This window comes from Streptomyces sp. AM25 (assembly GCF_058146165.1).
Genome location: NZ_JBKIWN010000006.1, coordinates 227,770 through 246,899, shown reverse-complemented (window position 1 = coordinate 246,899; position 19,130 = coordinate 227,770). Strand labels below are relative to the sequence as shown.

At 72.5% G+C, this 19,130-nt stretch carries 13 protein-coding genes; 10 read left to right on the top strand and 3 right to left on the bottom strand.

Annotated features, from left to right (window positions below):
* Positions 1-16: 16 nt before the first annotated feature.
* Entirely contained in the window at positions 17-1,081 is a 1,065-nt protein-coding gene (hemE, locus tag ACLHRZ_RS09990) for a uroporphyrinogen decarboxylase (RefSeq protein WP_490417948.1), read from the bottom strand.
* 91 nt (positions 1,082-1,172) lie between these two features.
* Between hemE and ACLHRZ_RS09985 the strand changes: the two genes are divergently transcribed.
* The 5 genes from ACLHRZ_RS09985 (at position 1,173) to ACLHRZ_RS09965 (ending at position 7,760) form a co-directional block, all read left to right on the top strand.
* Positions 1,173-1,835: a DUF3000 domain-containing protein gene (locus ACLHRZ_RS09985; RefSeq protein ID WP_490417947.1), complete on the top strand. Its 663-nt coding sequence runs from the start codon at positions 1,173-1,175 to the stop codon at positions 1,833-1,835.
* A 264-nt stretch (positions 1,836-2,099) separates the two neighbouring features.
* Positions 2,100-2,759 (top strand): response regulator transcription factor, encoded by a 660-nt coding sequence (locus ACLHRZ_RS09980; protein WP_086571339.1) that lies wholly within the window; start codon positions 2,100-2,102, stop codon positions 2,757-2,759.
* A gap of 76 nt (positions 2,760-2,835) precedes the next feature.
* Positions 2,836-4,113: an HRDC domain-containing protein gene (locus ACLHRZ_RS09975; RefSeq protein ID WP_490417946.1), complete on the top strand. Its 1,278-nt coding sequence runs from the start codon at positions 2,836-2,838 to the stop codon at positions 4,111-4,113.
* 229 nt (positions 4,114-4,342) lie between these two features.
* A complete protein-coding gene (locus tag ACLHRZ_RS09970) occupies positions 4,343-5,557 on the top strand; it encodes a thiolase family protein (protein ID WP_490417945.1) in 1,215 nt (404 codons plus the stop codon).
* Positions 5,558-5,630: 73 nt separating this feature from the next.
* Positions 5,631-7,760 carry a 3-hydroxyacyl-CoA dehydrogenase NAD-binding domain-containing protein gene (locus ACLHRZ_RS09965; protein ID WP_490417944.1) on the top strand — a complete coding sequence of 710 codons (2,130 nt, stop codon included), beginning with the start codon at positions 5,631-5,633 and terminating at the stop codon, positions 7,758-7,760.
* A gap of 80 nt (positions 7,761-7,840) precedes the next feature.
* Here ACLHRZ_RS09965 and ACLHRZ_RS09960 read toward each other — a convergent pair whose 3' ends face one another.
* Both ACLHRZ_RS09960 and ACLHRZ_RS09955 read right to left on the bottom strand, forming a co-directional pair.
* On the bottom strand, positions 7,841-8,755 hold the full coding sequence (locus tag ACLHRZ_RS09960) for a UTP--glucose-1-phosphate uridylyltransferase (RefSeq protein WP_490418058.1): 915 nt from the start codon (positions 8,753-8,755) through the stop codon (positions 7,841-7,843).
* Positions 8,756-8,817: 62 nt separating this feature from the next.
* Positions 8,818-9,945, bottom strand: a complete 1,128-nt coding sequence (locus ACLHRZ_RS09955) for an LCP family protein (RefSeq protein ID WP_490417943.1) — start codon at positions 9,943-9,945, stop codon at positions 8,818-8,820.
* Between the two features lie 155 nt (positions 9,946-10,100).
* On the opposite strand from ACLHRZ_RS09955, the gene ACLHRZ_RS09950 reads away from it, so the two are divergent.
* From ACLHRZ_RS09950 to ACLHRZ_RS09930, 5 genes are all read left to right on the top strand, one after another.
* Complete coding sequence (locus tag ACLHRZ_RS09950) at positions 10,101-11,813, top strand: hypothetical protein (RefSeq protein ID WP_490417942.1); 1,713 nt, start codon at positions 10,101-10,103, stop codon at positions 11,811-11,813.
* Between the two features lie 159 nt (positions 11,814-11,972).
* Positions 11,973-13,610 carry a stealth family protein gene (locus ACLHRZ_RS09945; protein ID WP_490417941.1) on the top strand — a complete coding sequence of 546 codons (1,638 nt, stop codon included), beginning with the start codon at positions 11,973-11,975 and terminating at the stop codon, positions 13,608-13,610.
* Entirely contained in the window at positions 13,607-15,217 is a 1,611-nt protein-coding gene (locus tag ACLHRZ_RS09940; protein ID WP_490417940.1) for a sugar phosphotransferase, read from the top strand. The genes ACLHRZ_RS09945 and ACLHRZ_RS09940 overlap by 4 nt, the downstream gene beginning before the upstream one ends.
* Positions 15,214-16,998 carry a stealth conserved region 3 domain-containing protein gene (locus tag ACLHRZ_RS09935; protein WP_490417939.1) on the top strand — a complete coding sequence of 595 codons (1,785 nt, stop codon included), beginning with the start codon at positions 15,214-15,216 and terminating at the stop codon, positions 16,996-16,998. The genes ACLHRZ_RS09940 and ACLHRZ_RS09935 overlap by 4 nt, the downstream gene beginning before the upstream one ends.
* Positions 16,995-19,097, top strand: coding sequence for a glycosyltransferase family 4 protein (locus tag ACLHRZ_RS09930; RefSeq protein ID WP_490417938.1), 2,103 nt, complete (start codon positions 16,995-16,997; stop codon positions 19,095-19,097). The genes ACLHRZ_RS09935 and ACLHRZ_RS09930 overlap by 4 nt, the downstream gene beginning before the upstream one ends.
* Positions 19,098-19,130 lie beyond the last annotated feature (33 nt).

The window sequence follows — 19,130 nt, the reverse complement described above, 5'->3', positions numbered from 1 at the left end:
GACCCGCAGCCGAGGATCAACGCGAGGTCTGCTCGTGCACGTAAGCCACCAGCCGGGTAAGCGCCTCAGGGTCGGTGTCGGGCATGACGCCGTGCCCGAGGTTGAACACGTGCCCCTCCAGGCCGCGCGCAGCGTCGAGCACCTCGCGCGTCTTCGCCTCGACCGCCTCGGTCGGGGCGAAGAGGACGGCCGGGTCGAGGTTCCCCTGCAGCGCCTTGCCGGGGCCGACGCGGTGGACGGCCTCGTCCAGCGGGACGCGCCAGTCGACGCCGACGACGTCCGCGCCGGCCTCGCCCATGAGGCCGAGCAGCTCGCCGGTGCCGACACCGAAGTGGATGCGCGGCACGCCGTATCCGGCGACGGCGTCGAAGACCTCGGTGGAGGCGGGCAGCACGTACTGCCGGTAGTCGGCGGGGGCGAGGGCGCCGGCCCAGGAGTCGAAGAGCTGGACGGCGCTCACGCCCGCCTCGATCTGGACGCGCAGGAACGCGGCGGTGATGTCCGCGAGCCGGCCGACGAGGTCGCGCCACAGCTCCGGGTCGCCGTAGATCATGGCCTTGGTGCGCTCGTAGCTGCGCGAGGGCCCGCCCTCGATGAGGTAGCTGGCGAGCGTGAAGGGGGCGCCGGCGAAGCCGATGAGCGGGGTGCCGCCCAGCTCGGCGGTGAGCATGCCGATGGCCTCGGTCACGTACGGGACGTCCGACGGGTCGAGCGCGCGCAGCCGGTCCAGGTCGGCGCGGGTGCGCACCGGCTCGGCGACGACCGGGCCGACGCCGGGCTTGATGTCCAGGTCGACGCCGATGGCCTTGAGCGGCACGACGATGTCGCTGAAGAAGATGGCCGCGTCGACGCCGTGGCGGCGGACGGGCTGCAGGGTGATCTCGGTGACGAGCTCGGGCCGCATGCACGACTCGAGCATCGGGATGCCCTCGCGGACCTTGCGGTACTCGGGCAGCGAACGCCCCGCCTGCCGCATGAACCAGACCGGCGTGTGCGGGACGGGTTCGCGCCGGCACGCCTTCAGGAAGGCCGAATCGTGTGCCGCGGTGCGGCCCGTCTGCTGCTGGCTGCGCTCACTCATGTCCCAAATCTTCGCACGGGCCGAACGAGTGACCCGCCCATGTGGGTGTCCCTACCCGGAACCGCGCGTCCTTCCGCCTAGTCTTCCGGGCATGGCTGCGGCGCAGGGACACCTCTCGGACGGTCCGGACGACGCGGATGGGGAGGGCATCCCGTCCGTCTTCCGGCAGGCGGTCGCGGGGCTCCAAGGGGTCCGGCTGCGGCCGGAGATCGAGCTGGACGCGACCCCGCCCCCGCAGCGGCTCGCCCCCTTCTCGTACGCGCTGGAGGCGGCGGTCGTCGTGGACGACGAGGAGTTGGCGGACGGCCGGCTGATCCTGCTGCACGACCCGGCGGGCCACGACGCGTGGGGCGGGACGTTCCGTCTGGTGACACTGATCCACGCCGACCTCGAGGAGGAGATGGCGGAGGACCCGCTGCTGCCCGAGGTGTGCTGGTCCTGGCTGACGGGCGCGCTGGAGGCGCGCCGGGTGCCGTACGCGGCGATCAGCGGGACGGTGACGCGGGCGAGTTCGCACTACTTCGGCGGGCTGCAGGAGCGCGAGCCGTCGACGCGGATCGAGATCCGGGCGTCGTGGTCGCCGGTGCGGCCGGGCCCGGCGGCACCGGCGCCGGGGCAGGGCGTGCCGGACACGGCGGCGCACCTGTCGGCGTGGTGCGACCTGCTCTGCCAGATCGCGGGGCTGCCGCCGGGCGGCGCCCCGGAGGCGGGTGTGGTGACGCTGCCTCAGCGCCGGGGCCCGCAGAGCCGCTGAGACGGTCCGTCACCTTTTTTGCGGCTCTTCACGTTTCGTCACGTTCATCACGTTCGTCAAGGAATCGTGTTCCGGTACCGCTGATCGGGCATGCCTGATAGGGCAATCGTCTCAATTGCCCGAATTGTTACTCACCAATTCGTGATCATTCCCTAAAGCCAGGCCGTTTGAGTGCCGAAGGACTTTGTGACCCTTCCTGCACGGATCGCCCGGCTTATCCCCAAAGTCCGGCACCCGTCCCCGCCACTCCCCTTTGGAGGCCTGGTGTCCGTTCTCCTCGAGCAACCCGCGAGCCTCGCCTACCGTCCGAACAAACCGACGGCCATGGTCGTCGTCGCCGACCCCCGGGTCCGCTCCACGGTCACCCGCCACTTGTGGGCCCTCGGAGTGCGCGACGTGATCGAGGCCTCTTCCATCGCGGAGGCCCGCCCCCGCATCGGCAACCCGCGCGACATCTGCGTCGCCGACGTCCACCTGCCGGACGGCTCCGGGCTGACGCTCCTCTCCGAGACCCGCGCCGCCGGCTGGCCCAACGGCCTGGCCCTGTCCGCCGCCGACGACATCGGTGCCGTGCGCAACGCCCTCGCGGGCGGCGTCAAGGGCTACGTCGTCACCGGAACCCGTACCAACCTCGGCGTCCCCGGCCGCCCCGGAGCCGCCCCCATCGGCTCCGCGGCGGCCCGGATGCAGCGCCGCCCGCCCGGGGCCCCCGGGCACCCGGGCGGCTACCGCGAACTGTCCGGCCGCGAGGTCGAGGTCCTGCGGCTGGTGGCGGAGGGCCAGTCGAACAAGGCCATCGGCGTCTCGATGGGGCTGTCCGCACTCACCGTGAAGAGCCACCTGGCCCGGATCGCCCGCAAACTGGGCACCGGGGACCGGGCCGGAATGGTCGCCGTGGCGTTGCGCACCGGCATCATCCACTGACCCGGTCCCCCCGCAAGCGCCCGTCGCCGGAACGTTCCGGCGACGGGCGCTTGCCATGCACGGATACCCTTGACCAGTGACCGACGCCCAAGACACCGCAGCAGAAGCGACACTGCGAACCCCCGGGGGCGACCCTCCGGCCGACGTCGAAACGGCGCCGATCCCCCTGCTGGAGCCGCGTGAGGGCATCCCCCCGGTCGTCGCCGACCCCGACGCCCTGGCCGATGTCGTCGCCGCCTTCGCCGCGGGCACCGGCCCCGTCGCCGTCGACGCCGAGCGGGCCTCCGGCTACCGCTACGGCCAGCGCGCCTACCTCGTCCAGCTGCGCCGCGAGGGCGCCGGCTCGGCGCTGATCGACCCGGTCGGCTGCCCCGACCTGTCCGCTCTCGGCGAAGCGGTCTCGGACGCCGAGTGGGTGCTGCACGCCGCCACCCAGGACCTGCCGTGCCTGCGCGAGATAGGGATGGTGCCCACGCGGCTGTTCGACACCGAGCTCGCGGGCCGGCTCGCGGGCTTCGCGCGGGTGGGGCTCGGCGCCATGGTCGAGAACGTCCTGGGGTACGCCCTGGAGAAGGGCCACTCCGCCGTCGACTGGTCCACCCGCCCGCTGCCCGACCCCTGGCTGCGCTACGCCGCGCTGGACGTGGAGCTGCTCGTCGACCTGCGCGACGCCCTGGAGGCCGAGCTGGACCGGCAGGGCAAGCTGGAGTGGGCCCGGCAGGAGTTCGCCGCCATCGCCGCCGCCCCGCCGCCCCCGCCCCGCAAGGACCCCTGGCGCCGCACCTCCGGCATGCACAAGGTGCGCAGGCGCCGGCAGATGGCCGTGGTGCGGGAGCTGTGGAACGTGCGCGACCACGTCGCGCAGCGGCGCGACGTCTCGCCGGGCAAGGTGCTGGGCGACGGCGCGATCGTCGAGGCGGCGCTGAACATGCCGCCGAACGCCCACGCGCTGGCCGCCCTGCCCGGCTTCGGGCACCGGATGAGCCGCAAGCAGCTGGAGCAGTGGCAGTCGGCCGTCGACCGGGCCCGGGCCATCCCGGAGGCTGAGCTCCCGCAGCCCGGCCAGCCGCTCACGGGCCCGCCCCCGCCGCGCGCCTGGGCGGACAAGGACCCGGTCGCGGCCGCCCGGCTGACGGCGGCGCGCTCCGCGGTCTCCGGGCTGGCCGAGCGGCTGACGATGCCGCAGGAGAACCTGATCACCCCGGACACCGTGCGCCGGCTGTGCTGGGAACCGCCGCAGGACCCCACCCCGGAGGCGGTCGCCGAGGTCCTCGCGGCCCACGGCGCCCGCCCCTGGCAGGTGGAGCAGGTGACTCCGGTACTGGTCACGGCGTTGAGCACGCCCGCGGCCTGATCCTCCTCCCCCCGACGGGCCCGGCCCCGCCCCAGGCGGCGGTCCGGGCCCGTCGGCGTACCCGGGACCAGCGGGAAAGGCGCCCGGCGTGTGATCTGTGACGCTCCCCTCCAGAGGGCTGGGCAGCATGGTTACCCGCAAGTAGCATGACGGTGAGCTTCCGCGCCGTGGCGTACCCGTGTTCCGGCATGCCCGAGCGCAGCGACCCCGCATCTGGAGGAGAGCCAACGTGCCTCGTAACGCTAGGGACGTCGTCTTCGTCGACGGCGTCCGCACCCCGTTCGGCAAGGCGGGCCCGAAGGGCATCTACCACGAGACCCGCGCGGACGACCTGGTCGTCAAGTGCATCCGGGAACTGCTGCGCCGCAACCCGGACCTGGACCCGGCCCGGATCGACGAGGTGGCCCTCGCCGCGACGACCCAGATCGGCGACCAGGGCCTGACCCTGGGCCGCACCGCCGGCATCCTCGCGGGCCTCCCGCAGTCGGTGCCCGGCTTCTCCATCGACCGCATGTGTGCCGGTGCGATGACGGCCGTCACCAGCGTCGCCGGCGGCATCGCCTTCGGTGCCTACGACATCGCCGTCGCGGGCGGTGTCGAGCACATGGGCCGCCACCCGATGGGCGAGGGCGTGGACCCCAACCCGCGCTTCGTCTCCGAGAAGCTGGTCGACCAGTCCGCCCTGTTCATGGGCATGACGGCGGAGAACCTGCACGACCGCCTGCCGCACATCACCAAGCAGCGCGCCGACGAGTACGCGGTCCGCAGCCAGGAGAAGGCCGCCAAGGCCTACGCCGACGGCAGGATCCAGGCCGACCTGGTGCCGGTCTCCGTGCGCCGCACCTCCCCCGACGCCGGCGAGACCGGCTGGGGCCTGGCCACCGCCGACGAGCCGATGCGCCCGGGCACCACGCTGGACGGCCTGGCCTCGCTGAAGACCCCGTTCCGTCCGCACGGCCGGGTCACCGCGGGCAACGCGGCCGGTCTCAACGACGGTGCGACCGCCTCGCTGATCGCCTCCGAGGACGTGGCGCGCGAGCTGGGCCTGCCGGTCAAGATGCGCCTGGTCGCCTACGCGTTCGCGGGTGTCGAGCCGGAGGTCATGGGCATCGGCCCGGTCCCGGCGACCGAGAAGGCGCTCGCCAAGGCGGGCCTGTCGATCGACGACATCGGCCTGTTCGAGGTCAACGAGGCCTTCGCGGTGCAGGTGCTCTCGCTCCTGGACCACTACGGCATCGCCGACGACGACCCGCGCGTCAACCAGTACGGCGGCGCCATCGCGTTCGGCCACCCGCTGGCCTCGTCCGGCGTCCGCCTGATGACGCAGCTGGCCCGGCAGTTCGAGGAGCAGCCGCACGTCCGTTACGGCATCACCACCATGTGCGTCGGCTTCGGCATGGGCGGCACGGTCATCTGGGAGAACCCCCACTGGGAGGGCAAGTGAGCGAGCGCAGCGAGCGAACAGTCAAAAGGGGCAGCACGTGCGAATGCACGACCGAGCGCAGCGAGGGAGCGGCATGAGCACCACCGCCGATCTGTTGAAGAGCGCGGCTGAGCTCTTCCCCGACGAGGTCGTCACGCAGGCGCACGTGCGCCACCTCGACCTCCCGCAGGGCGCGGGCAAGTTCGCCCTGATCACGCTGGACAACGGCCTGGACCACACCAAGCCGACCACCTTCGGCCCGCAGTCCCTCGCCCACCTCGATGCGGCGATCGACCAGCTGGAGAAGGAGGCCGCCGAGGGTGGCATCGTCGGTATCGGTGTCACCGGCAAGCCGTTCATCTTCGCCGTCGGCGCCGACCTCAAGGGCCTCGAGCTGCTGACCCGCCACGAGGACGCGGTGTCCATCGGCAAGGGCGGCCACGACGTCTTCAAGCGCCTGTCGGCCCTCGCGGTCCCGACCTTCGCGTACTACAACGGCGCGGCCATGGGCGGCGGCGTCGAGGTCGGCCTGCACTGCACCTACCGCACGGTGTCCCGGGCGCTCCCGGCCTTCTCGCTGCCCGAGGTCTTCCTGGGCCTCGTCCCGGGCTGGGGCGGCTGCACCCTGCTGCCGAACATCATCGGTGCGGACCGCGCGGTCTCGGTGATCGTCGAGAACTCGCTCAACCAGAACAGGCAGCTCAAGGGCAAGCAGGTCTTCGACCTCGGGATCGCCGACGCGATCTTCGACGGTGCGGACTTCCTGGAGCAGTCGCTGATCTGGACCGCCTCCGTCCTGAAGGGCACGACCGAGGTCGTCCGCGCCGAGGTCGACCGCGGCGAGGCCTGGGACCGGGCCGTCGAGCGCGGCCGCTTCATCGCCGACGGCAAGGTGCACGGCGCCGCTCCGGCCGCGTACCGCGCGCTGGACATCATCGCCCAGGCCAAGAACGGCGACCTGCGCCAGGGCTTCGACGCCGAGGACCAGGCCCTCGCGGACCTGATCATGTCCGGCGAACTGCGCAGCGGCATCTACGCGTTCAACCTGGTGCAGAAGCGCGGCAAGCGCCCCGCCGGCGCCCCGGACAAGTCGCTGGCCCGTCCGGTCACCAAGGTGGGCGTCGTCGGCGCGGGCCTGATGGCCTCGCAGCTGGCGCTGCTCTTCGCGCGCCGCCTCGAGGTGCCGGTCGTACTGACCGACATCGACCAGGAGCGCATCGACAAGGGCGTGGGCTACGTCCACGGCGAGATCGACAAGCTGCTCGGCAAGGGCCGCATCAACCAGGACAAGGCCAACCGCCTCAAGGGCCTGGTGTCCGGCTCCCTCGACAAGGCCGCCGCCTTCGGCGACGCGGACTTCGTCATCGAGGCCGTCTTCGAGGAGATGGGCGTCAAGCAGCAGGTGTTCGCCGAGGTCGAGGCGGTCGTGCCCGAGCACGCCGTCCTCGCCACCAACACCTCCTCGCTGTCGGTGTCGGAGATGGCGTCGAAGCTCGAGCACCCCGAGCGGGTCGTCGGCTTCCACTTCTTCAACCCGGTCGCGATCCTGCCGCTGCTGGAGATCGTCCGCGGCGAGCGCACCGACGACGCGGCGCTGGCCACCGCCTTCTCGGTCGCCAAGTCCCTGAAGAAGACGGCCGTGTTGGTGAAGGACGCCCCCGCGTTCGTCGTCAACCGCATCCTGACCCGCTTCATGGGCGAGATCCAGAACGTCATCGACGAGGGCACCCCGGTCGCGACGGCCGAGAAGGCCGTCGAGCCGCTCGGCCTGCCGATGTCCCCGCTGGTCCTGCTGGAGCTGGTCGGCCCGGCGATCGGCCTGCACGTCTCCGAGACGCTGGCCGCCGCCTTCCCCGACCGCTTCAAGGTCTCCCCGAACCTGGCGGCGGTCGTCAAGGCCGGCAAGCGCGGCTTCTACGTCTACGACTCCGGGAAGCCGGAGCTGGACCCCGAGGTCGCGGCCCTCCTGGTGCAGGGCGACACGGTCCTGACGGAGGAGCAGGTCCGCACCCGCGTCTTCGACGCGGTCGCACAGGAGATCGGCCTGATGCTGGACGAGGGCATCGTCGCCGAGGCCCAGGACATCGACCTGTGCCTGATCACCGGCGCCGGCTGGCCCTTCCACCTGGGCGGCCTCACGCCGTACCTGGACCGCGAGGGCATCTCGGAGCGCGCGAACGGCAAGCGCTTCCTGGCGCAGGGCGTGGCGAGCGTTCCGGCGTAACGGGACGCGCAGCGTCGCGCGAACGGGGGCGTGCGGGCAGGGGGTTACCCCGCCCGCACGCCCCCGTCGGGCGTCCCGGGTCAGTCCGCCGGCAGCTCGTTGGCGGCGAACTCGCGCAGCCAGGCCCGGAATTCGGGCCCGAGGTCGGCCCGTTCGCAGGCCAGGCGCACGGTGGCGCGCAGGTACTCGCCGCGGTCCCCGGTGTCGTACCGGCGGCCGCGGAAGACGACGCCGTGCACCGGGCCGCCGATCCCGGTGGTGGCCAGGGTGTGCAGTGCGTCGGTGAGCTGGATCTCCCCGCCCCGGCCGGGTGCGGTGGTGCGCAGGACGCCGAAGACCGCGGGGTCCAGGACGTAACGGCCGATGACCGCGTACCGGCTGGGGGCCGTTCCGGAGGCGGGCTTCTCCACCAGCCCGGTGACCCGCAGCGCCTCGTCGTCGCCCGGGACGGCCCGGACCTCGGCGCACCCGTAGAGGTGGATGCGGTCCTCGGGCACCTCGGTGAGGGCGACGACGCTGCCGCCCAGCCGCCTGCGCACCTCGGTCATGCGGGAGAGCAGCGGGTCGCGGGGGTCGATGAGGTCGTCGCCGAGCAGCACGGCGAAGGGGTTGTCCCCGACGTGGGCCTCCGCGCAGAGCACGGCGTGGCCCAGGCCCATCGGGTCGCCCTGGCGGGCGTAGTGCACGGTGGCCAGGGTGCTGGACTGCCGTACCAGGGCGAGGCGTTCGAGATCGCCCTTGCCCTCCAGCACGCTCTCCAGCTCGTGGGCCCGGTCGAAGTGGTCCTCCAGGGCCCGCTTGTTGCGGCCGGTGATCATCAGTACGTCGTCGAGCCCGGCGGCGGCCGCTTCCTCCACGACGTACTGGATGGCCGGCTTGTCGACCAGCGGCAGCATCTCCTTGGGCGTCGCCTTGGTGGCCGGCAGGAAGCGGGTGCCGAGGCCTGCTGCGGGGATGACGGCCTTGACCACGGTCTCGGTGGCGGGTGACTGCATACGGTGCACGGCCGGACGGCCGCTCCTCTCTCGTGCGCCGCCCGGCGAGGGCGACTTGACCATTACTTTATGGAGCCTGCAACGTTTTTACCAACCGCACCTTTTGCTGGTGATGCGGCAGTTATGCCCTTGTCCTCCCGTACGGCGGACCACAGCCTTCCGGCTGCGGGCTCGTCGGCCACGACCCGGTTGGGGTCCTCGCGGTCGGGCACCACGGGGAGCATGACGGTGGCCATCCGGCCCGGGTCGACGCGCTTCATGCTGCGGGCGAAGCCCGAGAGCGACGAGAGCGACGCCAGGCCGGTGTCCGTGGTCAGGGACTTGGTGGCAGCGTCGGCGAGCCGGTAGAGCTTGGCCGGGCTGCCGAGCGCGTCCTGCCGCTTGACCTCCGCCAGCACCGCGATCAGGAACTGCTGCTGGAGCCCGATGCGCCCCAGGTCGCTGCCGTCGCCGATGCCGTGCCGGGTCCGGACGAACGCCAGCGCCTGCGCACCGTCCAGACGGTGCTCCCCCGCCGGGAGGTGCAGCCCGCTCGACGCGTCGTCGATGGCCCGGTCGGTGGTGACCGTCACCCCGCCCAGCGCATCGACGAGATCCTTGAACCCGGCGAAGTCCAGCTCGACATAGTGGTCCAGCCGCACGCCGGACATCTGCTCCACCGTCTTGACCACGCAGGCCGGACCGGCCGCCGTGTAGACGGAGTTGAACATCACGCGCTGCGCGGACGCCAGCGTCGAGCCGTCGGGCCTGCGGCACTCGGGCCGCGTGACCAGAGTGTCGCGCGGAATGCTCACCGCGGTGGCCCGGGTGCGGTCGCCGGGGACGTGCAGCACCATGGCCGTGTCGGAACGCGCCGTTCCGCCCGTATCCCCGCCCGCGAGGCCCGCATTGGCCCCGGACCGCGAATCCGAGCCGAGGACCAGGATATCCATCGCGCTGCCCGATATCTTCTGCGGGCGGTCCTTGCCCAGCGCTTCGTTCAAGTCGACGCTGTGCAGGTTGGATTCGAATCGGTGATAGACCCACCAACCGCCGGCGCCGGTGACCGGAATCACTGCCAGGAGCGCCCAGAGCACGATCTTGCGGACGCTCCTCTTCCGGGCACGGCGGCGGCCTTTCCGGCCCGCTCGGGTGCCTTTTCCGCGGCCCGCTCCACCACTCTGCGGCGAATCGGCTGTGAGATCGGTCATCAGTTGCGTGCCCCTTGAAATGGACTGGGGGATTCCAAGCACAGCGGATCCCCTCATCGCCCATACCACGAAAATTTCCTTGAACGCCTGCACTAATGTGTAGGCAAAGCGAGTGTAATGTGAAGGTCTTATGACACGGGGGACTGGGAGTATCGATGGGACGCGCCAGCGCGAGAGATGAGCGGCGCGCGACGCGACGGGGGCGGCGCAGCACCGGCACCGGGGAGAGTGCGAGCCGTGCGCCGCACACCCGGCCCTCCAGCGCACTCCCGGCCGTTCTCCATCTGGTCGCCCACCCCGGCGACGCCCTGACCGCCACCGGCCCCGAACTGCGGCGCAGCCTCCGGGAGTACGGGCGCCCCGTCGTCGTCGCCTGCCTGGCACCCGGCGCCGCGCAGGGGCGCCGGGCCCTGCTCGGCGCGCTGGGTGGCGACGGGGCCTGGCACGAGCACACCGAGGAGCTCCCCGGTGGCCCCACTCTGCGGGTGCACGCCTTCGGCTCCGCCCCGCACATCCAGGTCTGCTTCCTGGAGGCGGGACCGGAACCCACCGACCTGACGGAGTGCGCCGCACACCTGCTGGAGCGCTTCGCCCCCGGCACCGTCCTCACCCTCGACCCCGATCCCGAGCACACCGGCTGGAGCGACGAGAGCGGCGCCCGGTACGCCGACCACCCCGAACACGGCGCCGTGGCCCGGGCCGTGCTCCGGGCCGTGCACCGGCACGCGGCGCACGGCGCGGGCGGCGCACTCGTCGTGGAGTGCTTCCGGGCCACGGGGAGCTGCGAGGACGGCGCCGCACCTCGTGCCGCCGTCGTCCGGTACCCGGGCCGCCGCGTGTGGCTGACGCGCGGCAGGGACGGCCGGCTGACCGCGTACGCCGCGCTCGGCGGCGGGCTCGTCCGCTGGACCGAGACCTCCCCCGGCGGCCCGGAGTGGAGCAGTCGCGCGGCGATCCCCTCGCCCCCGCTGCTCCCGGTGCTCTCCGTGGCCCAAAGCCCCGAAGGCTGGGTCCACTTGGTGTCGCTGCGGCGTGCACCGGAGGACTCCGGCCGGGCACCGGTCGAGGTGATGCACGCCGTGCAGTACCAGACGGGCCGCCCTGCCGGGGCCTGGCGTTCGCTCGGCAACCCCAACGGCACGCATCCCGTCAAGGGGCGCGAGGCCGGCGTGCCGGCCGTCGTGGTGGACCGGAGCGGCTGCGCCCACGTCTTCGCCCGCAACTTCGGGCGTGGCGTGAGCGCGCGCAGCCAGCAGCCGAACGGTGTCTGGGGCCCGTGGCGGGACCTCCAGGGGTCCGGCGTCCGGGACGGACTGGCCGCGGTGCTCGACGACGACGGCCGCCCCGAGCTGTTCGGTGCGGCCCCCGCCGGAGTGCTGCACTGGCAACACGGCCCGGACGGCGGCGCGTTGCAGCAGGCCTCGCGGCTGCTGCCGCTGCCGGCGGAGCCCGGCTCGGCGCTCGCCGCACTGCGCACGGCGCCGGGCGGGACCACCGTCTACGGCTGTGCGGCACACGACGGCACGCTCGGTGCCGTCCGGACCGACGGTGCCGCCGGCTCGCTCGGCGGGTCGGGCGGCCAGGGCGTCACGGCCGTCCAGGCGGCGATCGACGGCTACGACTGCACGGTTCTGCTCCAGCGCTCGGCCGAGGGGGACACGGCGATCGGCGCCTTCCCCACCGGCTACGAGTCACCCGACCTGTGGTGGCAGCGCACCGGCGGGCCGGGGGTGCGCGAACCGGGCGCCGCGGCCGACGCCCACGACCGGCTCGTGGTGGCCTCACTGGGACTCGACGGCCGGCTCCAGGTGGCCCGCCAGGTCCCGGATGCCCAAGGGCTGTTGCTCGGCGAATGGACGACCGTCTGAGCCAAGAGGGGGGAGCCGACTCGGCGGGGGCTGCGTCGGGCAGGGGCATGCGGCGCATGTCCCCGGGCCCGGCACGACCTGCCACAGGTCCGAAAAATCATCTTTTTGAGTTCAACTCAGTTGATTTTCACTACGTATCGTGCCGTAGGGAGGCACAGCATGACCACCATGCCTGGCTATGCGACACGGGCAGGTGCGGACGGCGGTCACCACGCCGCCGCCGGCGCACGTGCCGCCGCACCATCGGCGACGATCCACGTCGGCGATGCCCGGGACGAGGCGTACGTCCACCCCCTGGCGACCCCGCTGGCCGCGCGCGAGGCCAACCGGGCCGCCGTGGCCGGGGTGCTCGGCCACCTCGGCGTACCGCACTTCGCGGTACGCGGCACCTCCGACCACGGCACGGTGATCGGCGTGCCCGAGCACGAGCGCGAGCGCGTGCTCGGCGGGATGTTCCGCTACCTGTCGCAGTACCCGGGCCACATCACCGTGCTGGAGGACCGCCCCGTCCGGGCGGCTCGTCCCCGGTCCAGCCGGGACCCCAAGGCATGGCGCGACGTGCGGACCGCGCCGGGCATCCAGCTGAGCTGGTACCGGACCGACCCCGGCGGGCACCTGGTCATGGGCCACGAGTACGGCTGCACCGTCGAGTTCTGGAGCCTCCAGGGCGACCGGCTCACCGCGCCCCGCGCCAACCGGGTCACCTGGTCGGTCTCGGCCCACGGCGGCAACGTCCCCGGCGCGGCACCGCTGTTCAGCCGTTTCGTCTCGCACAGCACCCCGGCCCACGACGCGCCCGCCCTCCCGACCCGGCCCGAGTTCCTGGTGCTCACGGCCGAGGACGTCGACTTCCCCGTGGACGCCGTCTACACCTGGGTCGACGGCAACGACCCTGCGTGGAAGGAGCGCAAGGCCTCCGCCAAGGGCGAGGTGTACCACGCCGAATCGGCCAGCGACGCCCGGTTCATCAGCCGCGACGAACTGCGCTACTCCATCCGCTCCCTGCACCTGTTCGCGCCCTGGATCCGCAACATCTACGTCGTCACCGACGACCAGGTGCCGGTGTGGCTGCGCCAGGACGTCCCCGGCATCCGGGTCGTCAGCCACCGCGAGATCTTCCGCAACCCGGCCGACCTTCCCACGTTCAACTCGCACTCCATCGAGAGCCAGCTCCACCACATCGACGGACTGGCCGAGCACTTCCTCTACTTCAACGACGACATGTTCATCGGCCGCCCCGTGGCCCCCCAGTCGTTCTTCACCCCCACCGGCACGGCCCGCTACTTCCCCTCCCGCAACCGCATCCCGCAGGGCCCGGTGGCGGAGACGGACAGCCCCGTCGACGCCGCCTGCAAGAACAACCGCGCCCTGCTGTACGAGCGCTTCGGCCGGGTGATCACCCAGCCCATGGAGCACATCCCCTACGCCCTGCGCCGCAGCGCCATGGAGGAGGCGGAGGCGGAATTCCCCGAGGCCTGGGCCCGTACGTCGGCCAGCCGCTTCCGTGCGATGACCGATCTGTCGCCCACCTCCTCGTTCGCCCTCTACTACGCGGCCCTCAGCGGCCGCGCGCTGCCCGGCTCCATGCCCTTCACCTACCTCCAACTGGCCGTGCCGGACCTGGCCGACCGCCTCCAGCGGCTGCTCGACGGGCGCGACCAGGACACCTTCTGCCTCAACGACGCCTTCTCCACGCCGGAGGATCTGGAGGCCCAGCAGGAACTCCTCGACGGCTTCCTCAACTCCTACTTCCCCACCCCCAGCCCCTACGAGTACCCGGACGGAGCGCCCGCATGACCGACAAGGCGTCGATGAGCTCCGCCGCCCACGTCTACCGCAAGTACGTACCGCTGCCCGTGCGTTCCGTGGCGGCCCACCGGCTGCCGCCCCGCGTCCGCCGCGGGGTCCAGCGCAAGCTGGCGCGCACGCTCGCCGAGCGGGAGTCGCGCAAACACCGGCGCGCCCTGAAGCAGGTACGCGAGTCCGGACCCGGAACCCTGCCGGAGCGCCGCGCAGCCGCCGCCGACGGCCGGGTCGGGCACGTGCACCGCGGCCTGACGGCCGACCTGGCGCGCAGGCTGGACCACGAACTGGTCACCGCCGCGCTGGACACCGCCCGGATTCCCTGGTTCACGGTGCCCGCCCTCGACGACCGCCGGCTGGCCGTGGCCGTGCCCCGGGAGCACAAGCCCGCCGTACGGCGGGTGCTGCGCGCCCTGTTGGAGGAGCACACCGGGTACGTCGTGTCCGTGTCCCCGGCGAACGCCTCCACCGCACAGACGCCGGGCTCGCACGTCAAGGCGTGGAAGCACTACGGCAAGGCGCGCGTGATCCGCGTGACGTGGCTGCGGACCGACCCGACCGAGTCGCTGTGGTGCGGCGAGGACCAGGGCGTCGAGATCGAGTTCTGGACCGTCGACAAGGCCCTCGCCGCACCCCGCCTGGTCGGCCCGCGGCCCAATCGCGTACAGCGTGTGGCGCCGGTGGAGATCGACCCGGTGGAGGTCCCCCTCGACAGGCTCACCGGGTACGCCGACCTCGGGACGGAGGAGGACGTCAGTGTCACCCACGCCGACTTCGAGGTCCCGCGCCTGGAGGAGATCCTCTTCCCCGTGGACGCCGTGGTGCTGTGGCAGCACGACGAGCCCTGGGCCGAGGAGCTGCTGCGTGCAGCGCTGCGCTCGCTGCACCAATACGCGCCCTGGATCGACATGGTGCACCTGGTCGCACAGGCGCCCATCCCGGCCTGGGTACGCATCGAGGACCGCATCAGCACGACGGTGGCCGGGCCGGACGCGGAGTTCCGGCTGCACGAACTGCCCGAGCTGGCCGAACAGTTCCTGCTCTTCCGGCCCGGCGCGGCACTGGCCCGGCCGGTCCGGCCGTTCGACTTCTTCACCCCGCACGGCAGCACCCGCCCACGGCGCCGGCCGCTGACCGCCCGGGACTCCGCCGCGCCCTGGACCGACCGCGCCCGCGCCCTGTCCGGACGCGCCGTGTCCCACGGCTTCGCCGACGGCCCGCAGCCGTACACGCGCGTCGCGCTGCAGTCGGTCGCCCAGGCCCACGATCCGAACGGGTACCTGCCCCAGGGCCAGTACCTGCCCGAACTGGCGGACACCCACCCGCTGGACGGGCTCGTCCACCACACCGCCCACTGCGGCGGGCGGGCGGAGCCCTCGGGAGAGGCGACCCTCGCGCTGCACGCGGCCCTGCCCGGCGTCGGGCAGTGGCTGCAACGGCTGCTGGTGCGCCGGGACGCACAGCAGTTCCACTTCTTCGGGCTGGGCACCGGCCAGGCGTGGGAGAACGGCGGCACCGAGGCCGTCCTGGCCTTCCTGCCCCGCTACTTCCCCGTGCCGAGCCCGTACGAGCACGGCCCCGAGGGGGACCCCCCGCAGTGACCGCACACAACCCCGAGGCCTCGTCCGCCGTCGGTCTCTACCGCGCCCTGCTGCCCGCCGCGTTGCGGCGCCGCATCGCGCGCCGGGTGCCGATGGGCCTGCGCATGAGGGCCAAGCGGCTGCTCCGGCGTGCCCAGTCGGGCACCGGTCTGCTGCGTGCGCTGCGTGCCCTGTCCGCGCGACGGCGCTGGCCGCACCTGTTCACGGGCGGCGAGCGGCTCGCCGCGCTCGTCGGGCAGGGGACGCTGATCGCCCTGGTGCGGCCGACGGCCTCCCCGCTCGGCCTGCGCGAGGCCAGTCTCGAACTCGTCGTCTCCGCCCTGGACCGGGCGGGCGTCGACCACTTCGCGGTGCGCGGCACTTCGGAGTTCCGGGCCACCGTGGCCGTGCCCGCTGCCGACCGCGAACGGGTGTGCCGGGCGCTGGCCGAGGTGGTGCGGGACTTGCCGGTCTACGTCGCCCCCGGCGACCAGGCGGCCGCACGCCCGGCCCTGAGCGGATCACGGCGGGGCCGGCGGATCTGTGCCACGGCGTCCGTCGTCCGCGTCGGCATGCTGTGGCGCGACCCGGGCGGCTCGCTGGTGCTGGGCCTGGAGTACGGCTGCGACGTGGAGTTCTGGCGCGCCGAGGGCGGCCGTCTCGTGGCCCCGCGCCCGAACCGGGTCACCGAGGACGTGGCGGCCGACGCACCCCGGGTGACGGTACCCCTGCACCGGATGACGGGCTTCGCAGCCCGGCACACCCGGCGCACCCGGCTCGTTCACACCATCGCTCCCTGTGCGGCCCCGCTTCCGGAGGACGTCCGTTTCCCTGTCGACGTCGTCTACACCTGGGTCGACGGCAACGACCCGCAGTGGCAGCGGCGCCGCCGGGAACACGGCGAGGGCGGCTACCACACGGAGTCGGCGAACCCCGCCCGCTACATCAGCCGGGACGAACTCCGCTACTCCCTGAGGGCGTTGGAGCAGCACGCCCCCTGGGTGCGCCGCATCTTCCTGGTGACCGACCGGCAGCGGCCGGCCTGGCTGGACGACCGGCACCCGCGGATCACGGTGGTCGACCACACGGAGATATTCGACGACCCCCGGGCGCTGCCCACGTTCAATTCACACGCCATCGAGAGCCGGCTGCACCACATCGACGGACTGGCCGAGCACTTCCTGTACTTCAACGACGACATGTTCCTCGGACGCCCGGTCACGCCCCAGGACTTCTTCCTGTCCAACGGGATGACCCGGGTCTTCCTGTCCCCCTCCCAGGTCCCCCAGTGGGAACTCTCCCTCGGCGACCGGCCGGTGGACGCGGCGGGCAAGAACAACCGCCGGATCATCTCGGAGAACTTCGACTCGATGATTGTGCAGAAAATGCGTCACGCACCCTACGCGATGCGCCGCAGTGTGCTGTTCGAGATCGAGCGGGAGTTCGCCGAGGCACACCGCAGGACCTCGTTCAGCAGGTTCCGTAGCCCGACCGACATCTCCATCCCGTCGTCCCTGTACCACTATTACGCGTACTTCACCGGGCGGGCCGTTCCCTCGCAGATCGAATTCGCATATCTGGACCTGGCGAAACCGGAGATCGAGCGCCGCCTCGGCATTCTGCTCGCCGGCCGCGACCGGCAGGCGTTCTGCATCAACGACACCGTCTCCGACGGCGTGGACACCGAGCGGCAGACCCGGATGCTCCGGCGCTTCCTCGACGCCTACTACCCGATACCCAGCCCGTTCGAGCGAACGGGACGCGCCCAGGGGCGTTCCCCGGAAGGAGAGGTGGCCCGGTGAAGATCTCGTTCCTGATCAACAACATCTACGGCATCGGCGGCACCAACCGCACTGTCATCAACCTCGCCGAGGCCCTCTCCCACGAGCACGACGTCGAGATCGTCTCGGTGTTCCGCCGGACCGGCGCGCCCAAGTTCGAGATCTCCCCGCTGGTGACCGTGCACTCCCTGGTGGACCTGCGGCCCGGCCGGGCCGGTGCCGACCGGGGCACGGACGGCCTGGACGAGCCCAGCGACGTCGTGCCGCGGCAGGAGGAGTTCTTCGCGCAGTACAGCAGGCTGAGCGACGAGCGCATCATCAACCACCTGCAAAAGACGGACGCGGACGTCGTCATCGGCACCCGCCCCAGTCTGAACCTCTTCGTGGCCCGCTTCACCCGGGACTCGGCCCTGCGCATCGCCCAGGAGCACATGACGCACCTGGCGATCCCCCCGGCCGTACGGGCGGAGATGGCCCGGGTCTACCCGCGGCTCGACGCCGTCACGACCGTCACCGAGGCCGACGCCCGTTCCTTCAGGGAGAACACCCCGATCGACGGACTGCCGGTGACCGGCATCCCCAACAGCGTCCCGCAGCCGGTCGTCGCGCCCTCCGACTGCACCCACAAGGTGATCGTCAGCGCCGGCCGGATGCACCACGTCAAGCGCTACGACCTGCTCATCCGCGCCTTCGGACAGGTCGCCGACGAGTTCCCCGGCTGGCAGCTGCGCATCTACGGCGACGGCTCGGAGGCCGCGAAGCTGCGCGGCCTCGTCACCGAACTCGGGCTCACCGGACGCGCGTTGCTGATGGGCGGCTTCGCCCCGATCGAGTCGGAGTGGGCCAAGGGCTCCATCGCCGCCGTCACCTCCAGCGCCGAGTCCTTCGGCATGACCCTGGTCGAGGCCATGCGCTGCGGGCTGCCCGTGGTCGCCACGGACTGCCCGGTCGGGCCGCGGGAGATCCTGCGCCACGGCGAGGACGGCCTCCTCGTGCCCAACGGCGACACCGACGCCGTCGCGGCGGGCCTGCGCCGGCTGATGGGCGACGACGCCCTGCGCGTGGCCATGGGCGAGGCGGCCCTGCGCAACTCTGAGCGTTACGACCCCGGGGCGGTGGCCCGGCGCTACGTCGCCCTCTTCGAGGACGCCGCCGAGCGGCGCGCCGCCCACGACCGCAAGTACCACGGCCCGTCCGGGAAGTCGCGGGCACGCGGCGCGGGCCGGGGCACCGCGCCCACGGCCGTCCACCGGACCGTCGTCCACACCACGGCCGACCCCTCGGGCTGGCTCCGGTTCTCCGCCGAGGGCCCGGCCGACGGCAAGCACCGGCGCCGCTTCCTGCTGCGGCACAGCCCCTCCGGGGGCGAGCGGCTGCCCGACCTGCCCCTGCGCACCGTCCGCAAGCCCCTGCCCTCCGGAGCCACCCACTACTCGGCGGCCGTCACCCCCTCGGCGCTCGAGCAGCTCGGCGACGGCCGCTGGCGGGTGATGATGGAGTCCGCCAACTCCGAGACCGTCCATATGAAGGCCGGCATCCGCGACACGGCCGCCCTGATCGACGTCCGCCACCGGCTCCTCGCCGCACCCGACGGTCCCACCGTCCTGTGGAACCTCCCCTACGCGCAGCCCAACGGCCGCCTCATGCTGCGCACGGTCCACCGCGCCCTGCACGCAGAGGCCACGGAGGTCGGCATCGGGCACGACACCATCACCGTCTCCGGCGTCCTCTGCGGCAGCCGGTCCCTGCTCCCCGGCGCCCGCTTCGTGCTGAGCCGCCGCGGTACGCACGCCGCGGACGTCGCCGTGCCGGTCCACGTCTTCGGCAACCGCGCCTTCCGGGCGCAGGTCCCGGTGCGGCAGGTCGTCGACGCCCGCCTGGAGCGCTGGGAGGACTGGGACTGGTGGCTCCAGCCCGACCCGGCCGACCGCCGCAAGGTGCGCATCTGTCATCTCCTGGAGGACTTCCTGGACGTGAAGGGCGCCTACGTGTACCCGGCCGTCCCGGTGGCCCCGGAGGAGGACCCGCGTTTCGTGTCCGCGCACCCGGGGCGTCCGGTACGGGTGCGGGCGTACTGCTCGGCATCGGGCGCGATGGCGATGAACGTGGTGGACCGGTGAGCCGTCCCCACCTCCCTTCACAGAACACCGAGG